A 23,565-nucleotide genomic window follows, 5' to 3' on the forward strand; every position below is an offset into this window, starting at 1 on the left:
CGATTAGATTGATATTGGTGAAATGATTTGAGATTTGGTATGAGCTGTCGACGAATCGCTAAATGAAAAGTATCGTCTATGTATGCGTAACATGATCTTCCCATAAGGCAGAATTAATTTTCCATTGACCATCTTCTTTAATGAATTGTATTAATTTATCGCCTTGTTGCTGAAACGCTCTTCCATCTAATACACCACGTTTCCCATAAACACATTGACGCTGTGCGATACTTCCAACTATGGAAGTTGTACTACTTAGTTCAAATTCTTCAAAATCACTAAGATATCCATTCGTTAAGATCTGCTGGCGTGGGCGAATAAATTGTTCAAGATTCGTTGCCTTGAAACGATCACCGATTTTGTTGTTGAACAAAACCGATGGTTGGCACATCGCCATTAAATTGTCGAATTTTGGTGTAGCACCGTGGCGGTTGCTAAATAGCTCAAAATAATTTCGAGAAAGTCGGTTGATTAAGAGTTCATCTCTCATGATTGAATAAACGTGTAAGATTTCGCTGGACGAGTCATTTTTTTCTTCCAGCACGGCCTCGAATCGTAAGCCCAGCCGTTGCAGCAATTTGATCGAATTAATATTTTCTGGCATTACCGTTGCGAGAATACGTTGATCATGGCATTGGTCGATCACATGCTCTAACATTGCATGACTAGCTTCTCGTGCATAACCCATACCACTATAGCGAGGAAGAAAAGCGAAACCGATATCATGAAATGCAAGATACTCTCGCTTAATCATGCTAACGATACCTATGGCTTGATCAGTATGATTTAAATTTACGATCCAGTAGGAAATCGTTTCATTTTCTTTCACCGTCTGAATATAACGCAGCGAATCACTCAAGTTGCGTACTTGGCGATCACCTATGAACCTTAAGAAACCCTGCGTATTCAAGAGTTCTAAGATAAAGGATGCATCGCTAGCTTCAAGTTCGCGCATATAAAGATTTTCACTGGTAAACATTCATGTTCCTTTTTTCAGATATCCCGAAAGAGTTTTCGAAGAAAAGCCACTAGTGTATTTAAATAGCTCATCTATCGCATGTAAAATACAACCACTACTTGTAAGAAAAGAGCATCTATTAGCGTTTTCATTCAGGCAACGAGTCGTATATTCTTGAATTTCAACAGTTACTTATTTGTCTCCCTAGATCGAGCTAAGATCGACAATATTTACAATCTGTTTTCTATGTAGAATTTTGTAGTATCTACTTTATTTTGCGGTATACATGCGTCTAAACTCACTAGGTGCGCTTCCAAACTGACGGTTAAAAGCACGCGACAAATGACTTGCGTCATAAAAACCCAGTTCCATCGCTAACTCCGTGATTGGTATTTGCGTTTCTGCCAGGCGTCTTCTTGCAATGTCGAGACGTTTCCTCAAAATATATCGGTGAGGTGTTTCCCCGAAACATGCGGAAAACTCACGTACGAAATGCGAGGTACTCATATTTGAGCGCGCTGCGAGCTGCGAAAGCGTGAGTTCCTCTTTCAAATTCTGTTCTAAAAAATCTAAAGCGGTTTGCAAACGAACGTAGTTTCTACTTATGCGCTCACTTTTAACGTTTGGAAATGAACCTACCTCACTATAGTTCGCAACGAGGTAGGTGGCTAAGGAAAATGCCAGATAATCACAGGACAGGTAGGCAAGTTTACTTCGCAGAGATTGAGCATGCAGAAGTTGCTCAATAGTATGTAAAACAAAACGATCTTGGCGATAGTTTGTATCTGGAAGTTTCACAAATCGCTCAGAATTCTTCGACGTCTTTTGGAATTGCGCTGTGCTCGTGATATTCGATTGAAGTTTTACTCCGGGCAATGACGACTCTTGGGCATGCGCTTCGCAAAGTGCATTTATCAATTGTTTTGGTAAAAACAGGTTCACAATATCGCAACTACTATCTTGACTCCATTCACTTGCTGAGCCAGGAGTACATATACGAAAACTCCCGGTCGCGAGTTCACCTGTCCAAACAAGCTGACCATTTTTCCAAATACTGGAAGTTAGCGGAGCCAGCAATAATGAAACTCGGTATTCACTCTCAAGTGGGCTTGCTTTAAGAATTTTTGAACTATACCGATCAATCTGCCAGCGTAAAAGTGAGACTCGTGATTGCGGGAGCGAAGGTAACACCATTGAAGGCTTCGCTCCTAAATCAATTTCATCCAGCCATTTTTGCAATGCTGTGGAACCAATTGAAAAATAACTCTGCATAAATTTGCTCAATTCATTAATTTCACTTAATAAATATGCTAATTCAATTCACTTCATTCGACTAGTTAAAAGACAACTAAAACGTTAAGGAAAGCTGCACAGTGAGGAATCGTATTGAGCTTCTGTTTTTTTTAAATGCTATTCTACAAATGATGGCAATGGCGACCTATAAACAGAAATGTGCCAATTTCCGCATCTCTCAAGATGAAATTCATATAGATGTCTAAATTGCTGATAGTTATACTTCTTAAATAAAAATACTAATGTTCACTATTCAAATTTAAATTAAAGTCTCCTCCCAAGCGAAGCTTTTACCAAAGTTGTCGATTACTCTTTGATATTTGCTGAGCTTTTTGCCCGTTTTAAAAACGGGCTTTTTTAATTCAATATTGTTCGACCACTTTTGACCTGAAGAAGTTATCGTAACACCTCACTCACGTGGACACTAAAACGGCAAATTCTTCGGCTCGTTACTGGAAAAATACTGCGAATAATTTTTATAATCATCCGCCGATTAGCAAGCAGATAAATTACAGAATCAAATAAAGTCATATTTGAGGTGGGAGATCAATGGCATCTGATTGAAAACAGTCCCTGGTGGCACATTGACAACACAGGTCCAATGCGTTGCGATGAAATTTTAAGGCATAAAAAATAGCAGTTCGAATCAGCGATCAATAATTAAACAATATGCACAAATTCTTTGATATTAAAATAGAAGACAAAATTGGTATTTGGGACTTTAATGTCAGGAGTAAGCGAGTGTGTTGGAATACAGTGATGTATCGACTTCACAATACGTCAATGCAAGCTTTTAATGATTCATTTGTGGCGTGGATATCGATGATCCATCCTGACGATAGAGAAAGTTTTAAATCTGCATTCCTCAATTTTTCAAACAATTGCCGTAGTTCAGAGTTTGAATTTCGACTAGCCTTACCTATCGAGCTCACCCGACGATTAAAGCTAATTTCACATATCACATTTGATCAATTTGCAAAGCCGGAAAGAATAACTGGCATTTGCTTTGATTTAGACGACCACGAAGCAATTGAGTCGAAATGTTCGACAATGTATACGGTGGTCGAGCAAAATCCGTTATCCATTATGATTACAGACGCAAACACCATCATAAAATACGTGAATCCAAGTTTTTCTAAGCTTACTGGCTATTCTTCCAATGAATTGCTAGGCAAAAAGCCGACACTTTTAAAGTCTGGTCAAACACCAAAACAGACATATCAACAAATGTGGAGCGCCTTACTAAAAGGAGCCACTTGGTCAGGACAATTAGTTAATCGAAAAAAAAATGGGGCAATTTATTATGAGAAAGTTCATATGGCTCCCATTAAGAATAAAGCTGGATTAATCACACACTTTGTTTCAATCAAGTTAGACATTACTAAAGAAAAGAAAAACCACGAGCAGCTTACTAGCATGGCTCATTATGATTCTTTGACCGGTCTTTGTAACAGATTATTTTTCTTTGAAAAACTACAATATGCGATAACAGTAGCGAAGAGGGAAAAGGAAAAAATAGCTCTACTTTTTCTAGATTTGGATAAATTCAAACCAATCAATGATTCTTATGGACATGCCATGGGTGACAAAGTGTTGCGTGAAATCGCTTTGCGATTAAAATCGATCACACGCGAATCTGATTGCGTTGGTCGAATTGGTGGTGATGAATTTGTTATTTTCCTTCCAAAAATTCAGTCAACTCAACAGGTACTAACTATTTGTGAAAAAATCAAGTGCAGGTTAAGTGAACCAATCTTGATTCATAACAATCCGATCAGCATAGCATGTTGCATTGGAATAGCCTTATACCCTGACCACGGCAATAGTATAAATTCACTATCGCAAAATGCTGATTCTGCCATGTATGAGGCAAAAGCAATTGGCGGTAACACTATCACGATGTTCAATAATAGAATAATCATTAGTCCGTAAGAAATCATACGCTTTTGAATACGTAAAAGGGCTTTGGGATTTTCAAACAGATTCTTATTAATTGGTCGTTTTCTGAGGTTTTCTTCGTTTAACGCTCAGTCGCTTTTCCCAATAGTACGCATTATAGATTCCAAGTTTTTCCGGATCAAAACTGATGGGTCTATCAGACTTTAGTTGGTCTTCGTAATCACGCAAACAAAGCAGTGTCGGCTTAGCTTGAAAAAAAATGATGAAAATGCCGCCGATATTAATCCATGCCATTAAACCCACACCGATGTCTCCTAAATTCCAAATATACCCTGAGCTATTTAGGGTGCCATAAGCCACCATCAACATCATCACAATTTTCACTACGATGAGAGGAATGCCGCGTTTGAAATGGCGGTTGAGATACGCGATATTGGTTTCAGCGATGTAGTAATAAGCAACAATCGTGGTAAAGGCAAAAAAGAATAAAGCGAGCCCAACAAAGATAGCACCAAACTTTCCAAACACGGTTTGCAATGCCAATTGCGTAAACGCCGCTGTACCGATTTCTGTATTGGCAGGCAGATGCTGGACGATAAATTGTCCTTCCGGTAAATTGCCTTGGACATTGTATTGCTGCGTGATCAAGATCATGAAGGCGGTTGCACTACACACCAAAAGCGTATCGACGTACACCGAAAATGCCTGTACCAAACCTTGTTGACTTGGGTGTTCCGTTTCAGCAGCAGCTGCTGCGTGGGTTCCGGTTCCTAGACCCGCTTCATTCGAATACACGCCACGTTTAACTCCCCATGCAATCGAAGCGCCCAAACCAGCTTGCGCCGTAAATGCATCACTAATAATGAGCTTTATCAGTGCGGGTAATTGATCTATATTCATTCCAATCACGATAAGAGCGAGTAAGATGTAAGCAAACGCCATAAACGGCACCACGAACTCGGCAAACGTGGCGATACGTTTAATACCACCAAAAATAATAATCCCCAGTAATAATAAAATGAACCCGAGGCCGATCAGTTTGTGGCTGCTAAATGTACCCAAAAGACTCGCCAGCATGACGCCATCGCCAAAAATTTGAGTTACGGCATTACCTACCGCATTTGCTTGTACGCCAGGAAAAAAAATACCGCATCCAATCACGGATGCTGCTGCAAAGACAATTCCTAGCCATTTTCCAACCTAAACAAGCTTCAAAATAATACGCAGAACCACCGCGATAATCACCCTGTTCTTCGACCTTATAAATTTGTGCTAAGGTCGATTCTATATACGCAGTGCTTGCACCTAAAAATGCCACCACCCACATCCAAAAAACGGCACCGGGTCCACCAAAACCAATTGCAGCGGCAACTCCGGCAATGTTACCAACGCCGACACGACCAGATAAAGAAACGGCCAAGGCTTGAAATGACGATATCCCCATCGTCGTTTGTTTGGGGGCTAAAATCAGGCGCAACATTTCTTTAACATGTCGCACTTGTGCAAATCGTGTTTGGAGTGAGAACAATAAACCTGCACCTAAGCACAAGTAAATTAAGGCAGGACTCCAAATCAAACTGGTCAAACCTAGGACTATTGTTTCCATGAGAGTTTCCTTGTTGATTATTCCAATGGGTTTTGACATAAAAAAAAGGTGATGGACATTCCCATCACCTTTTTTCTAATCACCTTACTTAAACGTTTGGTTGAAACTCATAAAAATCTGTCTACCTAACAACCCATAATAATATTGACCAAAAGCGGCGTTGGAACCAAAGCGAGAAGATTGCGCCGATAGTGTCGGTGCGCTTTGATTGAATACATTAGCAATACCTACATTTATCGACCACGTTTTAGCACGATGACTCACACTCAATGTGTGGGTCATGAAACTAGGGATATCCAATGCATAGCGCGCAGGTCCACCATTGTAGGTAAATGGTGTGCCGTTATATTCTGTCGCATTGACACCTTGAGAATACCCCTCTCGACCATTGTAAGACGTTGGCCCTGTGTAGTAGGTCGACCAATACGCCGTCCATGCATCGCGGGTAAAACTCAATTGCGTATTAGCTACCAATTTAGGGTTACCAAAAAGCCCTGTGCGATCTTTACTTTCGCCATTTCTAAATCGTTGATACAAATTTTCTTTGGTATGGGTCGCATTCATCGTTAAACCGAACGTGCCTATATCCAACTTTTTACTGTAGGCGACCGTGAAGTCTATCCCTTTGGTACTTTGTTTCTCGATGTTGCCGTAAGACGCATTTACATCGGTAATGCGACGATCGCCATCTGGTACGCGCTTAAATAAATTACAGATGGGATCGGAACGAAATTCTGCTTGACTATAACATTGCGAAACTAGACCAGATCCAAGTGCGGAAATTTGATTACGAATTTTAATATCCCAAAAATCGACTGCAAACTTAAAATTGGTATTGACTGGTGTAAAGATGAAGCCATATGTCGTTGAGACAGAGGTTTCTGGTTTGAGATGAGTACCTCCACCTGTGGTCACCAAAACGCTAGACCCACTGGCTTCTAAATTACCGGGCAATCCATCTAAAGCACAGTTTTTTCTGACGATTTCGCTCTTCACATATTCACCTGCTTTCATTTCATCATAGCGTATGCATGGATCGATGCTGGATTGACTAGAGAAGCTGGTTTGATTGGCTAAGAATAACTCGTACAAACGTGGTGCGCGAAAGGAAGTTCCACGTGTAGAACGAATTCTAAAACTATCATTAAGGCCCCAATTAAGGCCTAACTTAAAGGTCTTGCCATTGCCCGTTAATTTGTAGTGGCTGAAGCGACCAGAGGCGGTTAAATCCAAATTTTTAGCGAACATATGGTTTTTCAACAGAGGTGCAGTCACTTCACCAAAGGCTTCTGATAACACATCACTGCCCTTGGTAATACCAACGGTGGTACGCGCCCATAAATTACCCGCACGAGATAATTCACCGGGATCATCATTAATCGCATCGCGTCGTGCCGACACACCAAAAGCCGCACCGACTTGGCCTGCGGGAAGAGTCAACAAATGACCATTCGCACTCACTTCCGCAATGCTTTGCTGATACACGGTATTTCCTCTCGCTTTGGTGAAAAAGTAATCCGCCACATCCTTAGGAATCACGCCATCACTCACGCGCGATCCTGAAGTCAGATCAAATGGAATACATCCCGCAGGGGCGCCAGGACCACAGGGCACTCCATCGCCAATAAAACGATTGGTTTTTTGATCGATACCGGTACCATGATTGATGCGATCAGCGATCCCAACTACATTCGAATAGTGACCATCGCTATGCGAGTGTGAGATGTAAGCATCCCAATCCCATGAGCCTAGATTGCCTCGCACGCCCGTGACAAGGCGATTCAAATCAACCCGTTGTTCGCCTAACACATTATAGAAACCATAGGCATACACAGGATTTCCTTGTGCTTTATACGGATTCACTGGGGATTTTTCACTGATCAATCCAAAAAATTGATACCAATAATCTTGTTCAGAATTGCGACGATTACTCAATAATTCTGCGTACACTTCAGCACCATTTAACCAACTTGGGCTGTATTCCATGGTTGCAAAAATATTGTGATTTTTAGCGGGTTGGTAAGCATTGCCACTTAATGGTGCAGGATGATTACGTGGAAAAATATCGGTAGTACCATATGTAGCCGGCTCGCCAGCGACATTACTGCCACCCGGTACACGATAGCCTTTAAAGGCGACGGTTCCATTCGGATTGCGATTGTAGACACTCAAATATCCATAGGTCGCATTACCGACACAACGATAGCTTCCATCCGGTTCAACAATATCGGCACGACTACCGTCATTTCTATAATAAAACGCCTCTGGGCAACTGAGCGATTTTCTATCATTAAATTCGAGCGCGCGCGTGTTGTTAGTAGACGCTGCGATAGCGATACTGCCTGCATCAAAGCGTTTGCCCCACAAAATACCAATGCGCTCGCCACCACCACCGCCTTCAATATTACGATTACCAGAGGCGCTGATTTTGACACCATCAAAACCTCGTTGCGTAATGGCGTTGGTCACCCCCGCAATCGCATCCGAGCCGTAAATCGAGGAAGCGCCATCGGTGAGAATTTCATAGCGACTGGTCAGTAGCGAAGGTAAACTGCCTAAGTCCACAGGTGAGACCGAACTACCGACACCGGACGGTGGTAAGCGTCGTCCATTTAATAACACTAAAGTACGCCCTGAACCTAGGCCGCGCAAAGCGACCGTATTAATACCCGCACCACCTTCGCGGATGGAGGTTGAAAAGCGACCATTGTCGATTTGATCGGAACTGGCTGCGATGGTGGAATTTTGCAAAATTTCAGCGGCTGTTGTCAGACCTGCGGCGAAAGAACGTTCCGCCGTAAGAATCTGAACTGGCGAAGTATCGGTAAATTCTTTACTGCGAATACGCGAACCTGTGATAACGATTTTCTCAGGTTCACTTTTAGGTGTAGCGACTTTACTGTCGAGTTCCGTTTTTTTGTCTTCGGTCTTTTTTTCTTCAGGCTTTCTTACTTCTGTTTTTTGTACTTCTGGATCCGTTTTTTCTGCACCTCTTGGGCATACACGCTGGCTATGCTAAAAGCACTGGAAATTAAACTTACAAGCAATTTTTGTCTCATGATGTTCACCTTAATTTTGTTATTAACACGGTTTTATTTTTGCTAAATTTTCGGTGCACAAAGAAGCTATGAATCTCGCTAATGCCTCTATCAATTCACCGATCATTGATTAAGTTGATGCTAAAAAAAAGAATGGATGTGCCATGGGTAACAGCACACCATTCAAAAGACTTACTTAGTAAGTAAATGTTGTGCTGTCTCGACGATGCTGTGGGCGTCGATCCCAAAAAACTCTCGTAAAATTTGGCGCGTATCGCTGCGACCAAAGCCATCCGTTCCTAATGTGCGATATGTTCGATCTTGTGGAATATAGGCGCGTATGCTTTCAGGGAGGGCTCTGACATAATCACTGGCGGCAAGAATCGGGCCGTGGGTATGCGCGAGCTGTTGTGCGATAAATGGAATAGGCTTTGCCTCATTCAATTTGGCGTTTTCCGATTGCATACCATCGCGGGCTAATTCGCTCCAACTGGTGACACTCAAGACAAACACATTCACACCTTGCGCAGCCAACAATTCGGCCGCAGCTATTACTTGCACCAAAATAGCACCCGAACCTAAGAGCGTAATGGATTGCGTGTTCTCTTGTACTTTGCTTTGCGCTGTATTTTGTGCGGCCGCTGGGTAATAAGCGAAGTCGTAGCAACCACGAATCACATCCTGATGTTTATCCTGCGGCAAATTCGGTTGTGCGTAGTTTTCATTCATCAAGGTGATGTAATAGAACACATCATTCTGTTCCACGTACATGTCTCGCATACCGCGATCAAGAATGACGGCAAGCTCACCTGCGAACGCGGGATCATAGGATTTGCAATTGGGGATGGTGGCCGAAACCAAATGACTAGAACCATCTTGATGTTGCAAACCCTCGCCACCCAAGGTCGTTCTCCCTGAAGTCGCGCCTAATAAAAAGCCACGCGAACGTTGATCGGCTGCCGCCCAAATCGCATCGCCGACACGTTGGAATCCAAACATGCTGTAGTAGATATAAAACGGCAGCATAGAAAGACCATGCACGCTATAGCTGGTTGCCGCTGCGGTCCAACTCGCAATCGCGCCAGCTTCGCTAATACCTTCTTCTAAAATTTGACCATCCACCGCTTCACGATAACTCAACACAGACCCAATATCTTCAGGTGCGTATTGCTGACCAACACTAGAATAAATACCGACTTGCTTAAACAAATTCGCCATACCAAACGTACGCGCTTCGTCCGCGACTATAGGCACGATGCGTGGTCCCAACTGTGCGTCTTTCAACAAAGTTCCCAACATCCGCACGAATGCCATGGTGGTACTCATTTCTTTGCCATCGGCTTGCAGCGCAAAGTTGGCATACGACGATAATTCAGGAATAACTAGAGCATCGGCCGTGGTTTGACGCTTTGGTAAATAACCACCTAAGCGCTGCCGCTGTTGATGCAGATAACGTATTTCCGCACTCTCTTCAGAAGGTTTGATGAATTCCAAATCGGCAGCTTGTTGATCGGTCAAAGGAAGATCAAAACGATCTCGAAACGCAATTAAATCCTCCGCGCTTAATTTCTTCTGACTATGAGTCGTCATTTTCCCTTCGCCAGCGCTGCCCATGCCATACCCTTTTTTAGTATGCGCCAAAATCACGGTCGGCTGTCCTTGATGGGAACTCGCAGCTGCATACGCAGCAAAAATTTTGACAGGATCATGTCCACCGCGTTTGAGCTTATCAATCTGTTCGTCGCTCATGCCAGCAATCAGTTTGGACAAAGCTTCATTTTGTCCAAAAAAATGCTCACGGTTATAACGCCCATCTTTGGCGGCAAAGGTTTGCATTTGTCCGTCTACGGTATCACCCAAGGCTTTTTGTAAAGCACCATCATGATCACGTGATAACAAGCCATCCCAATCCGAACCCCACAGCAATTTAATGACTTTCCAACCTGCGCCGACAAACAAACGTTCCAACTCATCAATGATGCGACTATTGCCACGCACAGGGCCATCAAGGCGCTGTAGATTGCAGTTAACCACCCACACCAAATTATCTAATTTCTCACGTGCTGCAAGCGTTAAAGCGCTCATGGATTCCGGTTCATCCATTTCGCCATCGCCAAACACGCCCCATACTTTGCGACCACTGCAATCAAGTAATTTACGGTCGCTGAGATAGCGCATAAAGCGCGCATGATAGATAGAACTAATCGGTCCCAATCCCATCGACCCGGTTGGAAATTGCCAGAAATCGGGCATCAACCACGGATGCGGATAACTGCTTAAGCCTCGTGCGCCGTGGCTAGTAGCAAGAACTTCTTGGCGATAATGGCATAAGTCGGTTTCACTTAAACGACCTTCCAAAAAAGCACGCGCGTAAACACCAGGTGCGCTGTGCGGCTGGAAAAAGACTAAATCACCGCCATGCTCTGCATCTTTGGCGTGAAAGAAATGGTGATAACCCGTTTCGAATAAATCGGCGGCGCTGGCATAACTGGCGACGTGTCCTCCCAACTCACCATAGGCTTGATTGGCACGCACCACCATCACCAAGGCATTCCAACGGATGATGGCGCCTAATTTTTTTTCAATTTCTAAATCACCTGGAAAATTAGCTTGCTGTTCTACCGAAATACTATTGCGGTACGGCGTATTCAAATTATTTTCCCACTCCACGCCAAAGCGATGCGCTTCACTGGACAACATATCTAAAATTTGACAAGCGCGCTCTTTCCCTTCCACCGCGATTAACGCAGCAAAGGCATCGCGCCACTCGGCGGTTTCTTCCGGATCGGGGTCAATCATCGATACGAGATTCCCCGCAATATGGTTTTGTAATCTGGCATTCATATGCATTCCTTCTAAGCAAATTAGCTTTGTTCTAAAGCTTGTTCAATATCGAGAAGAATATCGCTGAGGTCTTCCAGTCCAACGGAAAGTCGCACCAAGCCATCACTGATGCCATGTGCCGCTCTTTGTTCTGGCGTGTAGGTGGCGTGTGTCATGCTCGCTGGATGTTGCGCTAAAGATTCGGCATCGCCGAGACTGACGGCGCGCGTGACGAGTTGGAGCGCATCCATGAAGCGTATGCCCGCTTCCATACCACCAATCAACTCGAACGCGATCATCCCGCCAAATCGACGCATCTGTTGTTTAGCAAGATCGTGTTGCGTGCAACTCGGTAGCCCGGGATAACACACTTTGCTGGTCTTGCTATGCTCTTCCAACATTTGCGCTACCACTTCAGCGCTATCGCAATGACGATCTAGACGCAGCGATAGAGTTTTCATTCCACGCATAACCAAGTGCGCATCGTTCGGCGACAACACTGCGCCTGTCATATCCTTCAAACCGAATAGACGCACTTTTTGCGCTAATTCTGGATCGACAAACGCAGCTGCGCCCGCCATTAAATCGCCATGCCCACCCAAATATTTAGTAGCAGAATGCACCACCACATCCGCCCCCAAGTTCAGTGGTTGTTGTAAGTAAGGTGTGCAATACGTGTTATCTACCACGGTCAGGGCGTGGTATTGATGCGCTAGCTGTGAAGCAGCAGCGATATCGACTAAACGCATATTCGGATTAGCAGGTGTTTCGAAATACACCACCCGACGTTTCGCCGTGCAATCAGCTAAAGCGGCTCGTAAACTATCGAGATTACTCATATCGACAAAGCGCACCTTGATTCCAAATTGCGTCAAACCGGTATTAAAAAATGCGAAGGTGCAACCGTACACCGTGATATCGGCAATCAGTTCATCACCCGGTTGCAACATACTCCAAATACACGAGGTAATCGCACCCATGCCAGAGCCAAAAACCACAGCGCCTTGCGCTTGTTCTAGGCTCGCGATTCTGGCTTCCAACAATGCTAAAGTAGGATTGGAAATGCGTGTATAAAAATGCCCTGATTCTTCTCCAGCAAAACAAGCTGCGCCATAAGCCACGTTCGGGAATGCAAAGGTAGAAGTCTGATAAATCGGTGGTACCAATGCGCCATGATGTTGTTGCGGATCGTAGGCATGGTGAATCGCACGGGTATTAAAACCTAGTTGTGTGTTTTTATTGTTCGTTGTCATGATGGAGTCTCGATATTTAAATTGGCGCGTTGCTAACTTGTACGCTTCCTTGAACATCAACAGCTTTGGCTAAACTCATCGCATTGGGGCTGTGTTGCTGTGCTTGTTGACGCAGTTGTTCAAACTGTTCTGGCGTGCCGTCACCGCTGACACGAATCACATAATGGATCCCATGTAGTTCCACCTTACTGGTTTCATTGACGCCCAAAAATCCAGCTAGATCGAGTTGACTCTTGACTTCAATTTCCAGTGTCGCGAGCTGAATTCCCATCACGGAAGCACCGACCAAAAACGCGACCATCATGCAAGAACCAAAGCCCGATAGCAGATACTCTTGTGGGCTGGCGCTGTGGTTACTACCACCTAATTGTTTAGGCTCATCAATAGCCCATTGAAAATCACGTTGTATGTGTTGATCGCCCACTTCCATAGGCAAGCAACGCACTTGACTGCGCGTACCTGAAAGCCATTGCAACTGCACGCCATACTTGGCAATCCCCATACTCGGGGTGTGTTTAATTTCATCAGACATTTCTGCCAAAGCACTTACGTTGATACCGTTTTTCATTATGTAACTCCTGATTTTGTAGCTATGTTTGTGATTAAAATTGAGATATATTTTTATATGGGCAAACGATCTAATGCCTGCGCTAAATCGGCGATCAGATCTTGTGGATCTTCAATACCGATAGATAGGCGCACACAACCCGGCGCAATGCCTAACTGCGCGCGTTGATCCGCGGTATAGGCGGCATGTGAAGTATTAAAAGGCAAACTCACGAGTGATTCGACGCCGCCCAAACTAGTGGCTTGGCGCATCAAACGTAGATTCTGTAAAAGCTGTAACGCCGCTTGATCGCTGCCAACGGCAAACGACACCATGCCGCCCATATTTTTAAAAAGATGCGATGCCAAATCATGATCCGGATGACTGCTTAAACCTGGATAGAACACCTGCCTGGTACGTGGATGATTTTCTAAAAATTGCGCAACTTGAAAAGCCCCGTCTTCATGCGCTTTCATACGCAATGCCAAGGTCTTCAAACCACGTTCAAATAGAAAACAGGCATGTGGATCGAGACAGCCACCATAGGCTAATAGTCGTGGCCAGATCGCATCAATGTACTTACGCGCTCCAACCGCAACCCCGGCAACCAGATCACTATGTCCATTCAAGTATTTGGTGGCGGAATGCACCACCACATGCGCGCCATATTCAATCGCATTCATTGCAATGGGTGTAGTGAATGTGGCATCGATCACGAGACGCAATTGATGTTCCCGTGCCAATTTTCCTAAGGCAGGAATATCGACGACTTTGAGTAAAGGATTGGTTAAAGTTTCGAAGTACAGCAACATCGTTTCTGGCCGTATTGCAGCTGCTATCGCTGCCATATCACGCGGATTCACATAGCTCACCGAAAAGCCAAGTGAAGGTAATTCGTGATGAAAAAAATTGTAAGTGCCACCATACAATTCATTCGAGGCGATCAAATGCGCGCCTTTATCCAGCATCGATAAAACCGTCGTCGAAATCGCAGCCATTCCACTAGAAAAAACGATCGCCGATTCGGTTTTTTCTAAGGCTGCCATTTTCTCTTGCAAGGCCCATTGACTTGGATTGCCATAGCGCGTGTAAATAAAACGATCACGCGCATAACCTTGTTCTACCGCTTGATATTGATCTTCACCCAAAATGAAGGTACTTGATTGATAAATCGGGGTACCAACTGCACCCGTCATTGGATCATCGTATGTTCCAGCGTGAACTGCAATTGTTGATACGCCCGCCTTTGGATAATGCAATTTCAAATCATTTACACGCATAGAAGGTCCTGGCTGGCGTTCTCTATGCATAGCATCAACCCATTTAACGTCACCCGCCCCAAAGCAGTACGAATGTGGATCTCCTTTAGGTGCAGCTATCGCTGGTATCAAATCAAGGGCGCTATTATGTTGTTTGGTGTGGAGATTTTTTGAATCAATTTTGGTAGTCATGATCGCTCACTCTGAATTAAAAACTCGTGATAAATATGTCGCTATAACAAGTCTATTTTCAGGTATGATTAGAGGCAAATTTTGATAATTTTCAGTGAAAAAATCTGCATATTTAGAAAAATAATCCGAAATAATTAAAAAAACAGGAAAATTTAACCCATGAAATTATTTGACCCCACAGATAAGAAAATCTTGTTCGAACTACAGAGAGATGGGCGTCAGACCATGGCCGAACTAGCTGAAAAAGTCAGCTTGTCACAGTCACCTTGCTGGCGCCGGGTCCGCCAATTAGAAGAAGCAGGGGTAGTACAAAGCTTTGGAGCCAGATTAAATAGGAATCGCTTGGGATTCGGTGTGACGGGTTTTGTGCATCTACAAATGGAAAACCATACAAATGACATCGCGGCAGCATTTGAACGTGAGGTGGTAGCAATTTCTCAAGTAATATCGTGCTATAACTTATCAGGGCGGTATGACTACATGCTTGAAGTAATCGCGCCAGATTTGGAAGAATTTTCTCACTTAATCCGCAATCAAATTCGTACTTTGCCTGGTGTGCGTGAGATTACAACTAGCTTCTCATTGAAAGAAATAAAGCGAGCCGAAATTTTGCCTATTATTTAGTGCGAAGCCTAAACATTAACTGCATTAAGATTAACTGTACTGCGTGCAAATATCATTTTTCGCGAAGTTACTCGAAGGAATCATCAACATGCGTTATCCTTAACGCTCTTTTGCTTCCTTCGATTTTTCGCTATGCTGAAATTCAATTCCAAAAACACTCCTTCAAAATTACGTCGCGGTTTATTAGCTGGTTTCGCGACATTCGCACTCAGTAGTCATTGCTACACTGCCCTTGCTGCAAATCTTAGCCAAGGGCCACAGATCACTAAAGCGCCAAAATTAATCTTGGTGTTGGTCGTTGATGGCTTACCCAATGAGCAAGTACAACGCTATCGCCACCAGTTTGGTGAAGGTGGATTTAAACGATTATTGGAACAAGGCGCATGGTTCGGCAATGCGCATCAAGCCCACGGCATTACGGTGACCGCGGTTGGTCACAGCGCCGTGTTGACCGGCGCCTATCCTTATCAACATGGGATTATCGGAAACAATTGGTTCGATCCAAATACCTCTACTTCGGTGTACTGCACCGAAGATAGACAACATACATACATCGGCACAGAAACCAAATCCAGCGATGGCACCTCGCCAGCGAATTTGAAGGTAAGCACAGTTGGTGATGAATTGCGTTATGCCACCGGCAATCGTTCTAAAGTGTTGACCGTATCTGGGAAAGATCGTGGTGCGATTTTATTAGCGGGTAAAACTGGCACTGCCTATATGCTGATGAAAAAAACTGGCGCGTTTGCTAGTAGCACGTATTACATGAATCAGCATCCTGCTTGGCATACGGCATTTCATGCGAGCAAACCGCAAGATCGTTTTTACGGTAAGCAATGGACCAACGTTTTACCAGAACATGCCTACCACGATGACGCACATGATGACGTAGTGGCACCCGCCAATACAACTAGCAGCAAACGCCTGCCCTATACCTACGATAGCGCGTCAGGAAAACCCGATGCCGAATACTATGAAAAGTTGTTCACTGGCCCATATGTCGATGAACTCACTTTGGATTTCGCAAATGCGGCTATCGATGGAGAAAAGCTGGGGAACAATCCAACCGGGGCAACGGATATATTAGGTGTCAGCCTATCTAGTCATGATTATGTGAATCACACTTGGGGACCAGAGAGCAAAATGTCGCACGATCATTTACAACGTTTAGATCGTTTGTTGGCAAAATTTTTGAATAACGTCGATAAAAAAGTTGGCTTAGACAATACCCTCGTCGTATTAACTGCGGATCATGGTTTCGCCAATGTGCCGGAATTTTCGCAAAGCATTAAACGCGATGCAAATCGACTTGATGGCAACAAAATGTCAGCAGCTTTAAATCAACACTTGTTCGAAAAATTCGGTGTTGAAAAACTCATTCGCAAATGGTCCGCACCTTACTTCTTTTTTGATTACAGCAAAGTTGAGTCAAAAGGCATTACGCGAACCGAATTAGAAAATACAGCAGCGCGATTCATCCTCAATTATCAAGGAGTTGCATCGACTTACACCCGTACCCAATTTGAACAAGGACAAGTACCAAATGACCGCATCAGTCGTTTAGTACAAAGAGCTTGGCATAAGCAGTTGTCAGGTGACTTGATGGTGGTGGTGAAACCTTATTGGTACTTTGGGTCAACGAATTCAGGTACTTCACATGGCACGCCATATACCTATGACACCAATGTGCCACTAATTTTTATGGGTAAGCCTTGGTTCAAGGCAGGAGCATATAGTAACTATGCCGAGGTCATGGATATCGCCCCAACTTTGTCGCACTTATTAAGACTACGCCTACCATCGGGTTCTGAAGGACGCGTGTTAACAGAAACACTCAAATAGACGCCTAAAAAAGTGGCTTAGTGTATCGCCAATTCTAGCAGCACAAAAAAAGCCGCAAACTCTTTTCAAATATCATGAAGAGTTTGCGGCTTTTTTATGACCAAATTTTAGTGTCTGTTATGCCTTGCGATAATTATCTAACATCCGATAATTGCGCGCATACATCGCGAACAAGAACGCGGCAAATAGACAGAATCCGGCAAAGAAGAACATTTGGAAGGCAGTCACACTGAGCCCCAAAGATTCAATGTAATTGGTCACCGTTTCACCCTTCACACTCGAATTTGCCAACAACACCCACAAATTACCAATGGTTACCGACAAATACCAAAAACTGGTAATCACACCTTTCATCGATAAAGGTGCCTGACTATAAGCAAACTCTAAACCAGTTGCAGAGACCAGCACTTCACCAAAAGTCATTAAGGCATACGGAATAATTTGCCACACGATGGTAATCGGATCACCACCGTCAATCGCCAACTGCAAAGCGCCGACGACGATCCATGCTAAGCCAGTAAAAGCGATACCTGCGCCCATACGGCGTAAAGCCGTAACCTTAACGCCCGCTTGACTGAGCAATGGGTATAAAACAAAGTTATTAAAAGGAATCAAGATCATCACTAGCAAGGGATTCAATGCCTGCATCATCGAAGATTGGAACCATTCTGGTTTCGTCATATGATCAGCCTGTAATACCCAAGTCGAGGCCTTCTGATCAAACAGGGACCAAAATGGCGTAATCAAAGCGAATAACACTAGCAGGCGCAATACATTACGCACGCCATCAATCGCTTCATCAGGATGTTGACCGCGCACGCGATCTAATTGTATCCATGCACCAACGCCACCAAAACCCATCACCAACACTAAGGCCGAACATAAAACTGAAACAAGACCAATCTGTTTGATAAAGCCAAACACGACTAACGCCAAGGCAAAACCGATCAGGGTCAACCACAGACCAGGACGGCTTTGCGTACGTGTTTGTCCTTGAGACAAAATCGCATTGCGGATCACCACCAAGAAAGCATGTGGATCGTTGCTCACCGGTTCAACGCGTACGTATTGTTTTCTTCCTAGCCAAAATACGAAGGTCGCAATAAACATCAAAATACCTGGAATGCCGAAGGCAACGCTAGCACCAAACTGTTTCAAAAATAATGGCATCAACAAAGACGCAAAGAATGACCCAAAATTAATGATCCAATAAAATCCATCAAACACTTTCTGCGCCAGTGAACGATTTGTTTGATCAAACTGATCGCCAATAAACGAAGCGACCAAAGGTTTAATGCCACCAGAACCAAGTGCAATTAAAAACAAGCCTGTATAAAAACCGTTTTTATTATGCTCAAACAAAGCTAAGCAAGCGTGGCCCGCACAGTACACCAAACTCAACCACAAAATTGTGTTGTATTTGCCGAATACCCGATCCGCTAACCAACCACCTAATAAAGGAAAGAAGTACACACCAATCACAAACGTATGGAAAATATCTTTAGCTTCACCTTTGCGTAATTCTTCTGGAATCGACAGCAACAAGCTAGTCATCAAGAACATAGTCAAAATATTGCGCATGCCATAAAAACTAAATCGCTCACAACCCTCATTCGCGATGATGAAGGGAATTTGCCTAGGCATTTTTGGCGTAACTGGATCGGCGCCAGTAACAGGAACTGCGGGAGTTGAACTCATATTAGGTACTCACAAAAACAGATATCAAAAAACATAAAACCACGACCTCTAATGAGGCCGTGGTTTGTATTACTTTAGATTCCAGCTATTCTAAACTTATCGAAACTTATATCACTACAAATTTAGCTAAATTAAGTGACTAGATTAGATGGAGGTTTGTGGCCTTCTTCCAATTACCACGTTCACCAATTTCATGAATAAGCGGAAAATCAGGCGCACAAAAATCAAGGTCAAAATCGCTTCGATGAAAGTGACGATGAAAGCGAAAAACGCATTCCAACGGTTAGCACGTCCACGGAATTTTGCCACCATACGATCACGCGCAATTTCGATACTGTCGTAGAAAGTTGGTACGACCAACAGGGTTAACAAAGTCGAGGTAATCGTTCCACCGATAATCGCAATCGCCAAAGGACGATAAAATTCACCACCCTCACCGACACCGATCGCCACCGGCAACATCCCTGCGATCAAGGCAAAAGTCGTCATCAAAATTGGACGCAAACGCATACGACCAGCATAGATCAAGGCATCCTCACGATCATATCCTTCCGACTCACGTTTACGCGCGCAATCGAGCAATAAAATCGCATTCTTCGCAACCAAGCCCATCAACATGATGATACCGATAAAGCTCATCAGGTTTAGCGTGCCATTCGTCATTAACAAAGCCAGCACCACACCAATTAAGCTCAGCGGCAAAGACAACATCACCGCACCCGGCGCTGTGAAAGAACCGAATTGCATCACTAAAATTAAATACATCAAGCCGATACCCATCACCAGCGCAATCGTCATTTCTGTAAATAATTCATTCTGATTCTTTGCTGAGCCAGCTAACTCGATGCCATATCCAGCTGGGAAATTAATCGCCTTGGCAATTTTCAGCGCATCCGATGTCACTTCACCTGGCGAACGACCTTGTACGTTGGCAGAAACAGCAATCATACGTTTACCGTCTGCATGCTCAATACGTGCAGGCCCTTTACCCATTGTAATCGTCGCAATTTGCTCCAACGGCACCATTTTATCTGTGCCTGCTACTGCGATCGGTAAGGTTTCGATATTGTCAGCACTCACTCTATCCTCTGGATGCAAGCGCACCGAGACATCACGTGTTTCGCCAGTTGGGTCAACCCAATCACCGACTTCAACACCAGCAAAAGATACGCGTAAAGCTTGTGCCGCATCATTTGCAGAGATTCCCAACGAGTTTGCTAAACCGCGATTCAACTCAATCTGCAACTCATCTTTTGGATCTTGCTGCGACAAACCAACATCTACCGCACCAGGAACCTTACGTAATTTATCCATAAACTCGCTGGTGATCTCCATTAACTTACGTGAATCTTCACCGGAGAAACGAATTTGTACTGGTTTGCCACCACCATTATTCAAATCGTCTTGCACCACGTATTCAGCGCCGACTAAAGTACTGACCGCTGCGCGCAAACTCACAGCCACTTCTGCCGCTGATCGTTTACGCTCGGTGCTCTTGCCGATATCGACATAGACCCGACCACCGGTGATGTTCACGCTACTATTAGTGGCAACTGTCTCAGGCAAAGTGCGCGCGAGTTCTGCCGCTTTTTCTACTTTTAAACGTGAATACTCCAGACTAGAACTCGATGGTGTACGTACGCTGATCATCACCGTGCCACTATCGGAAGCGGGTAAGAAACTCGTGCCACCAAACATACCGTGCAACACCAATGCCAAGACAAAACTCACCAAGGCGATGAAACCCATCCAACGACGATGATGCAAAGCCCAAGCAATGACACTACCATACGCTTCAGCCTTACTATCAAACCAGTGATTGAATCGCTCTAAAGTTTTGCTCAAGCCAGTTTTAGGTTGTAAGTGGTGATCTACTGGATCACCCCAATAGGCGGACAACATCGGATCTAAAGTAAATGAGATGAACAAGCTCACCATCACCGACGAAGTCACCGTCAAAGCAAACGGACGGAACCATTCGCCAGAAACACCAGGCATGAAAGCTACAGGGATAAACACCGCCATGATCGAGAAAGTGGTCGCGGCAACCGCTAAGCCAATCTCCGCCGTACCATTCAATGCGGCAGTACGACGATCAGAGCCATTTTCCATGTGACGCACAATGTTTTCACGAACCACAATCGCATCATCGATCAGCACACCGATCGCCAGTGATAGACCAAGCAAAGTCATAAAGTTGAGTGTGAAACCACACAACCAAACAGCGATAAAAGCGGCAATCACTGAGGTTGGTAAACTTAATGCGGTAATCAAGGTAGAACGCCATGAGTTCAAGAACACATAGACCACAAAAATCGTCAGAACTGCACCGAAAATTAATGCCTCAATCACATTGTTCAAATTTTTCTGCGCGTTCTTACCACCATCTTGAGTAATTTCTAACTTGGTACCCTCAGGCAAAGTCTTGTTGATTTCTGCGACTTGCTCACGAATCTTGTTAGCGACCGAAACCGTACTCGCATCACGTGATTTCATCACCATAATACCGACGTTGGGATTACCGTTACGCACGCTAAAGCCGCTAATCTCGGCAAATCCATCTTGAATCGTCGCTACTTGCGCCAAACGTATGACTTCCGTACCGCGACGCTTCACCACAATTTGTTCGAACTCTGCCGGAGACTCTAAGCGACCCACTAGACGAATGCTTTTTTCATCCATCGTTCCACGCACTTTACCGACAGGCGCGGTGGAATTTTGTGTACGCAATGCATTGACCACTTCGGATACCGATACATTAAACTCGCGCAGTTTTTGCGCGCGCAATAGCACACTTAATTCACGCTTCAAGGCACCGTTGACGGTAACGACAGCGACGCCATCTACAGCACGAAAACGATCAGATAAATCATCTTCTGCAAGACGCGATATTTCCGCATGTGATTTAGTCTTGGACGACAATGCCAATTGCATAATCGGCTGATCATTGGGGTCACGTCGCTCAATAATCGGTTCACGCATTTCGGTTGGTAACTTATAACGCACCGAAGCAATCGCATTTCTCACATCATCCGATGCTTCAATCATATTCCGATCAAAGTTAAAGATTAAAGTGAAGTAAGCACTGCCCTCATTTGCAGAGGCATTCAATTGGCGCACGCCAGAAATACTCTGCAAAGATTTCTCAATGCGATTTACGATTTCACGTTCGACTGTCTCTGGTGAAGCACCAGGATAAGGAACAGAAACGCCGAGTACCGGTTCTTGTACATTCGGAATTTCATTCACGCGCAGTTTTGACAAGGCCAGCAAACCCACGCACATCAAAGCAATAATGATGACGATAGTGGCGACTGGCCGTTTAATACTAAAATCGGATAGAAACATATTATTTTCCTGTCACGGAAGCCGCGGATGCTGCTGCCGCTGTTGCAGCAGCTGGCGCTGAACTAGCCGAAGCAACCAAGCTCACTTTCGAACCATCTTTAAAAGTTGACATAGGTTGACGCAATACCTTGTCACCACTCTTTAATCCAGAAATAATTGCGTAATCACCACGGCGCACATCACGCTCGCCCAACACAACAGAGAGTCGTTTCAACAAACCATCTTGAACTGCCCAGACATAGGTTTTGTCGCCATCACGAATCAAAGCGGAACCAATCAAGGTCAAGGCTTCAGTACTACCCGCTTCAACACGCCCCTCTGCATATAAACCAGATACGTGTGGCTGCTCTTTACCGACAAAATCGACTAATACTTCAACTTGACGCGTGGTGGCATTTGCCGCTGGATCAACCCGGCGTACTTTGCCAATAAATTGTTGGTCGTAGCCGTTGATCTTGAAACTAACAGATTGTCCTGCTTTCACAATATTGACGGACTCAGCAGAGATCAAACCTTGGAAGCGCAAGCTATTTGGGTCAATCACTTTCATGATCTCTTTACCGATTTGCGCCGTGTCACCGTTCGACACTTTACGCTCACTCACAATGCCATCAAATGGTGCGCGAATTTCGGTACGTTGCAGTTGCTGTCGCGCAGCGACGCTACGCGCCTTCGCCGCGACTAATTCGCTTTGCGCGTTGTTACGACGAATCTCAGCATCTTCTAATGCTTGCATCGATGTCATGCCGGATGCACGCAAGGTCTTCAAGCGTTCCAATTGACGTTCTGCTTGATCTAATGTTTGCTGCGCAGCGCGGGCACCTTGTTCCGCGGACGCTAATTGATCACGAAAAGTCGTGTCATCTAAACGTACTAACAAATCACCACGGCGCACTACTTCTCCGTTTTCCTTCAGTACTTGCATCACAATCGCTGACACTTCAGCACGCAAATCTGCTTTGCGTTCAGGCTGAATTGTCCCGGTAATTACCGGACCAGAAGCGAGCGAATTGTTCTGTATCGTGACATAATCTTCCGCAGTAATTTGCAGAGGTCGTTCTGCAGTAGCGGCTTTATCGGATGCTTTACTATCCTTGCCTCCCTGTCCGCACGCTGCCAAAACAAGGCACAAACTAAGGATGAGTAAACTTGGTCGCGACATAAAAAAACCTCCGAAAATTGAAT

Annotated in this window: 15 protein-coding genes; 3 read left to right on the forward strand and 12 right to left on the reverse strand. The window is 44.4% G+C overall.

Annotation, left to right across the window (positions count from 1 at the left end):
- Nucleotides 1-76: 76 nt before the first annotated feature.
- Nucleotides 77-979 carry a GNAT family N-acetyltransferase gene (locus tag IE103_RS10620; protein WP_189346081.1) on the reverse strand — a complete coding sequence of 301 codons (903 nt, stop codon included), beginning with the start codon at nt 977-979 and terminating at the stop codon, nt 77-79.
- A 249-nt stretch (nt 980-1,228) separates the two neighbouring features.
- The gene (locus tag IE103_RS10625; protein WP_189346082.1) at nt 1,229-2,230 is read right to left on the reverse strand and encodes a helix-turn-helix domain-containing protein; all 1,002 of its coding nucleotides are present in this window, start codon (nt 2,228-2,230) and stop codon (nt 1,229-1,231) included.
- 690 nt (nt 2,231-2,920) lie between these two features.
- Between IE103_RS10625 and IE103_RS10630 the strand changes: the two genes are divergently transcribed.
- Nucleotides 2,921-4,183: a sensor domain-containing diguanylate cyclase gene (locus IE103_RS10630; RefSeq protein ID WP_268248958.1), complete on the forward strand. Its 1,263-nt coding sequence runs from the start codon at nt 2,921-2,923 to the stop codon at nt 4,181-4,183.
- A 57-nt stretch (nt 4,184-4,240) separates the two neighbouring features.
- On the opposite strand, the gene IE103_RS10635 is transcribed toward IE103_RS10630, so the two are convergent.
- The 7 genes from IE103_RS10635 to IE103_RS10660 form a co-directional block, all read right to left on the reverse strand.
- Entirely contained in the window at nt 4,241-5,311 is a 1,071-nt protein-coding gene (locus IE103_RS10635; protein WP_229827222.1) for an alanine:cation symporter family protein, read from the reverse strand.
- Nucleotides 5,259-5,756 carry an alanine:cation symporter family protein gene (locus IE103_RS18690; RefSeq protein ID WP_229827223.1) on the reverse strand — a complete coding sequence of 166 codons (498 nt, stop codon included), beginning with the start codon at nt 5,754-5,756 and terminating at the stop codon, nt 5,259-5,261. Before IE103_RS18690 ends, IE103_RS10635 begins: the two co-directional genes overlap by 53 nt.
- 84 nt (nt 5,757-5,840) lie before the next feature.
- Nucleotides 5,841-8,621, reverse strand: a complete 2,781-nt coding sequence (locus tag IE103_RS10640; protein WP_308426990.1) for a TonB-dependent receptor domain-containing protein — start codon at nt 8,619-8,621, stop codon at nt 5,841-5,843.
- A gap of 365 nt (nt 8,622-8,986) precedes the next feature.
- On the reverse strand, nt 8,987-11,638 hold the full coding sequence (gene mdeB, locus IE103_RS10645; RefSeq protein ID WP_189346085.1) for an alpha-ketoglutarate dehydrogenase: 2,652 nt from the start codon (nt 11,636-11,638) through the stop codon (nt 8,987-8,989).
- A 20-nt stretch (nt 11,639-11,658) separates the two neighbouring features.
- Nucleotides 11,659-12,870 (reverse strand): methionine gamma-lyase, encoded by a 1,212-nt coding sequence (locus IE103_RS10650; RefSeq protein ID WP_189346086.1) that lies wholly within the window; start codon nt 12,868-12,870, stop codon nt 11,659-11,661.
- 16 nt (nt 12,871-12,886) lie between these two features.
- The gene (locus IE103_RS10655) at nt 12,887-13,438 is read right to left on the reverse strand and encodes an OsmC family protein (RefSeq protein ID WP_189346087.1); all 552 of its coding nucleotides are present in this window, start codon (nt 13,436-13,438) and stop codon (nt 12,887-12,889) included.
- A gap of 53 nt (nt 13,439-13,491) precedes the next feature.
- A complete protein-coding gene (locus tag IE103_RS10660) occupies nt 13,492-14,868 on the reverse strand; it encodes a trans-sulfuration enzyme family protein (protein ID WP_189346088.1) in 1,377 nt (458 codons plus the stop codon).
- Nucleotides 14,869-15,027: 159 nt separating this feature from the next.
- On the opposite strand from IE103_RS10660, the gene IE103_RS10665 reads away from it, so the two are divergent.
- On the forward strand, nt 15,028-15,492 hold the full coding sequence (locus tag IE103_RS10665; RefSeq protein WP_189346089.1) for an Lrp/AsnC family transcriptional regulator: 465 nt from the start codon (nt 15,028-15,030) through the stop codon (nt 15,490-15,492).
- A 132-nt stretch (nt 15,493-15,624) separates the two neighbouring features.
- Nucleotides 15,625-17,334, forward strand: a complete 1,710-nt coding sequence (locus IE103_RS10670; protein WP_189346090.1) for an alkaline phosphatase family protein — start codon at nt 15,625-15,627, stop codon at nt 17,332-17,334.
- A gap of 117 nt (nt 17,335-17,451) precedes the next feature.
- On the opposite strand, the gene IE103_RS10675 is transcribed toward IE103_RS10670, so the two are convergent.
- The 3 genes from IE103_RS10675 to IE103_RS10685 form a co-directional block, all read right to left on the reverse strand.
- The gene (locus IE103_RS10675; RefSeq protein WP_189346091.1) at nt 17,452-19,032 is read right to left on the reverse strand and encodes a POT-type proton-dependent oligopeptide transporter; all 1,581 of its coding nucleotides are present in this window, start codon (nt 19,030-19,032) and stop codon (nt 17,452-17,454) included.
- A gap of 144 nt (nt 19,033-19,176) precedes the next feature.
- Nucleotides 19,177-22,380 (reverse strand): efflux RND transporter permease subunit, encoded by a 3,204-nt coding sequence (locus IE103_RS10680; protein ID WP_189346092.1) that lies wholly within the window; start codon nt 22,378-22,380, stop codon nt 19,177-19,179.
- Nucleotide 22,381: 1 nt separating this feature from the next.
- The gene (locus IE103_RS10685; protein WP_189346093.1) at nt 22,382-23,542 is read right to left on the reverse strand and encodes an efflux RND transporter periplasmic adaptor subunit; all 1,161 of its coding nucleotides are present in this window, start codon (nt 23,540-23,542) and stop codon (nt 22,382-22,384) included.
- Nucleotides 23,543-23,565: the final 23 nt, after the last annotated feature.

The sequence above is a fragment of the Affinundibacterium macrobrachii genome, assembly GCF_014652415.1.
Classification (GTDB): Bacteria; Pseudomonadota; Gammaproteobacteria; order Burkholderiales; family Burkholderiaceae_D; genus Undibacterium; species Undibacterium macrobrachii.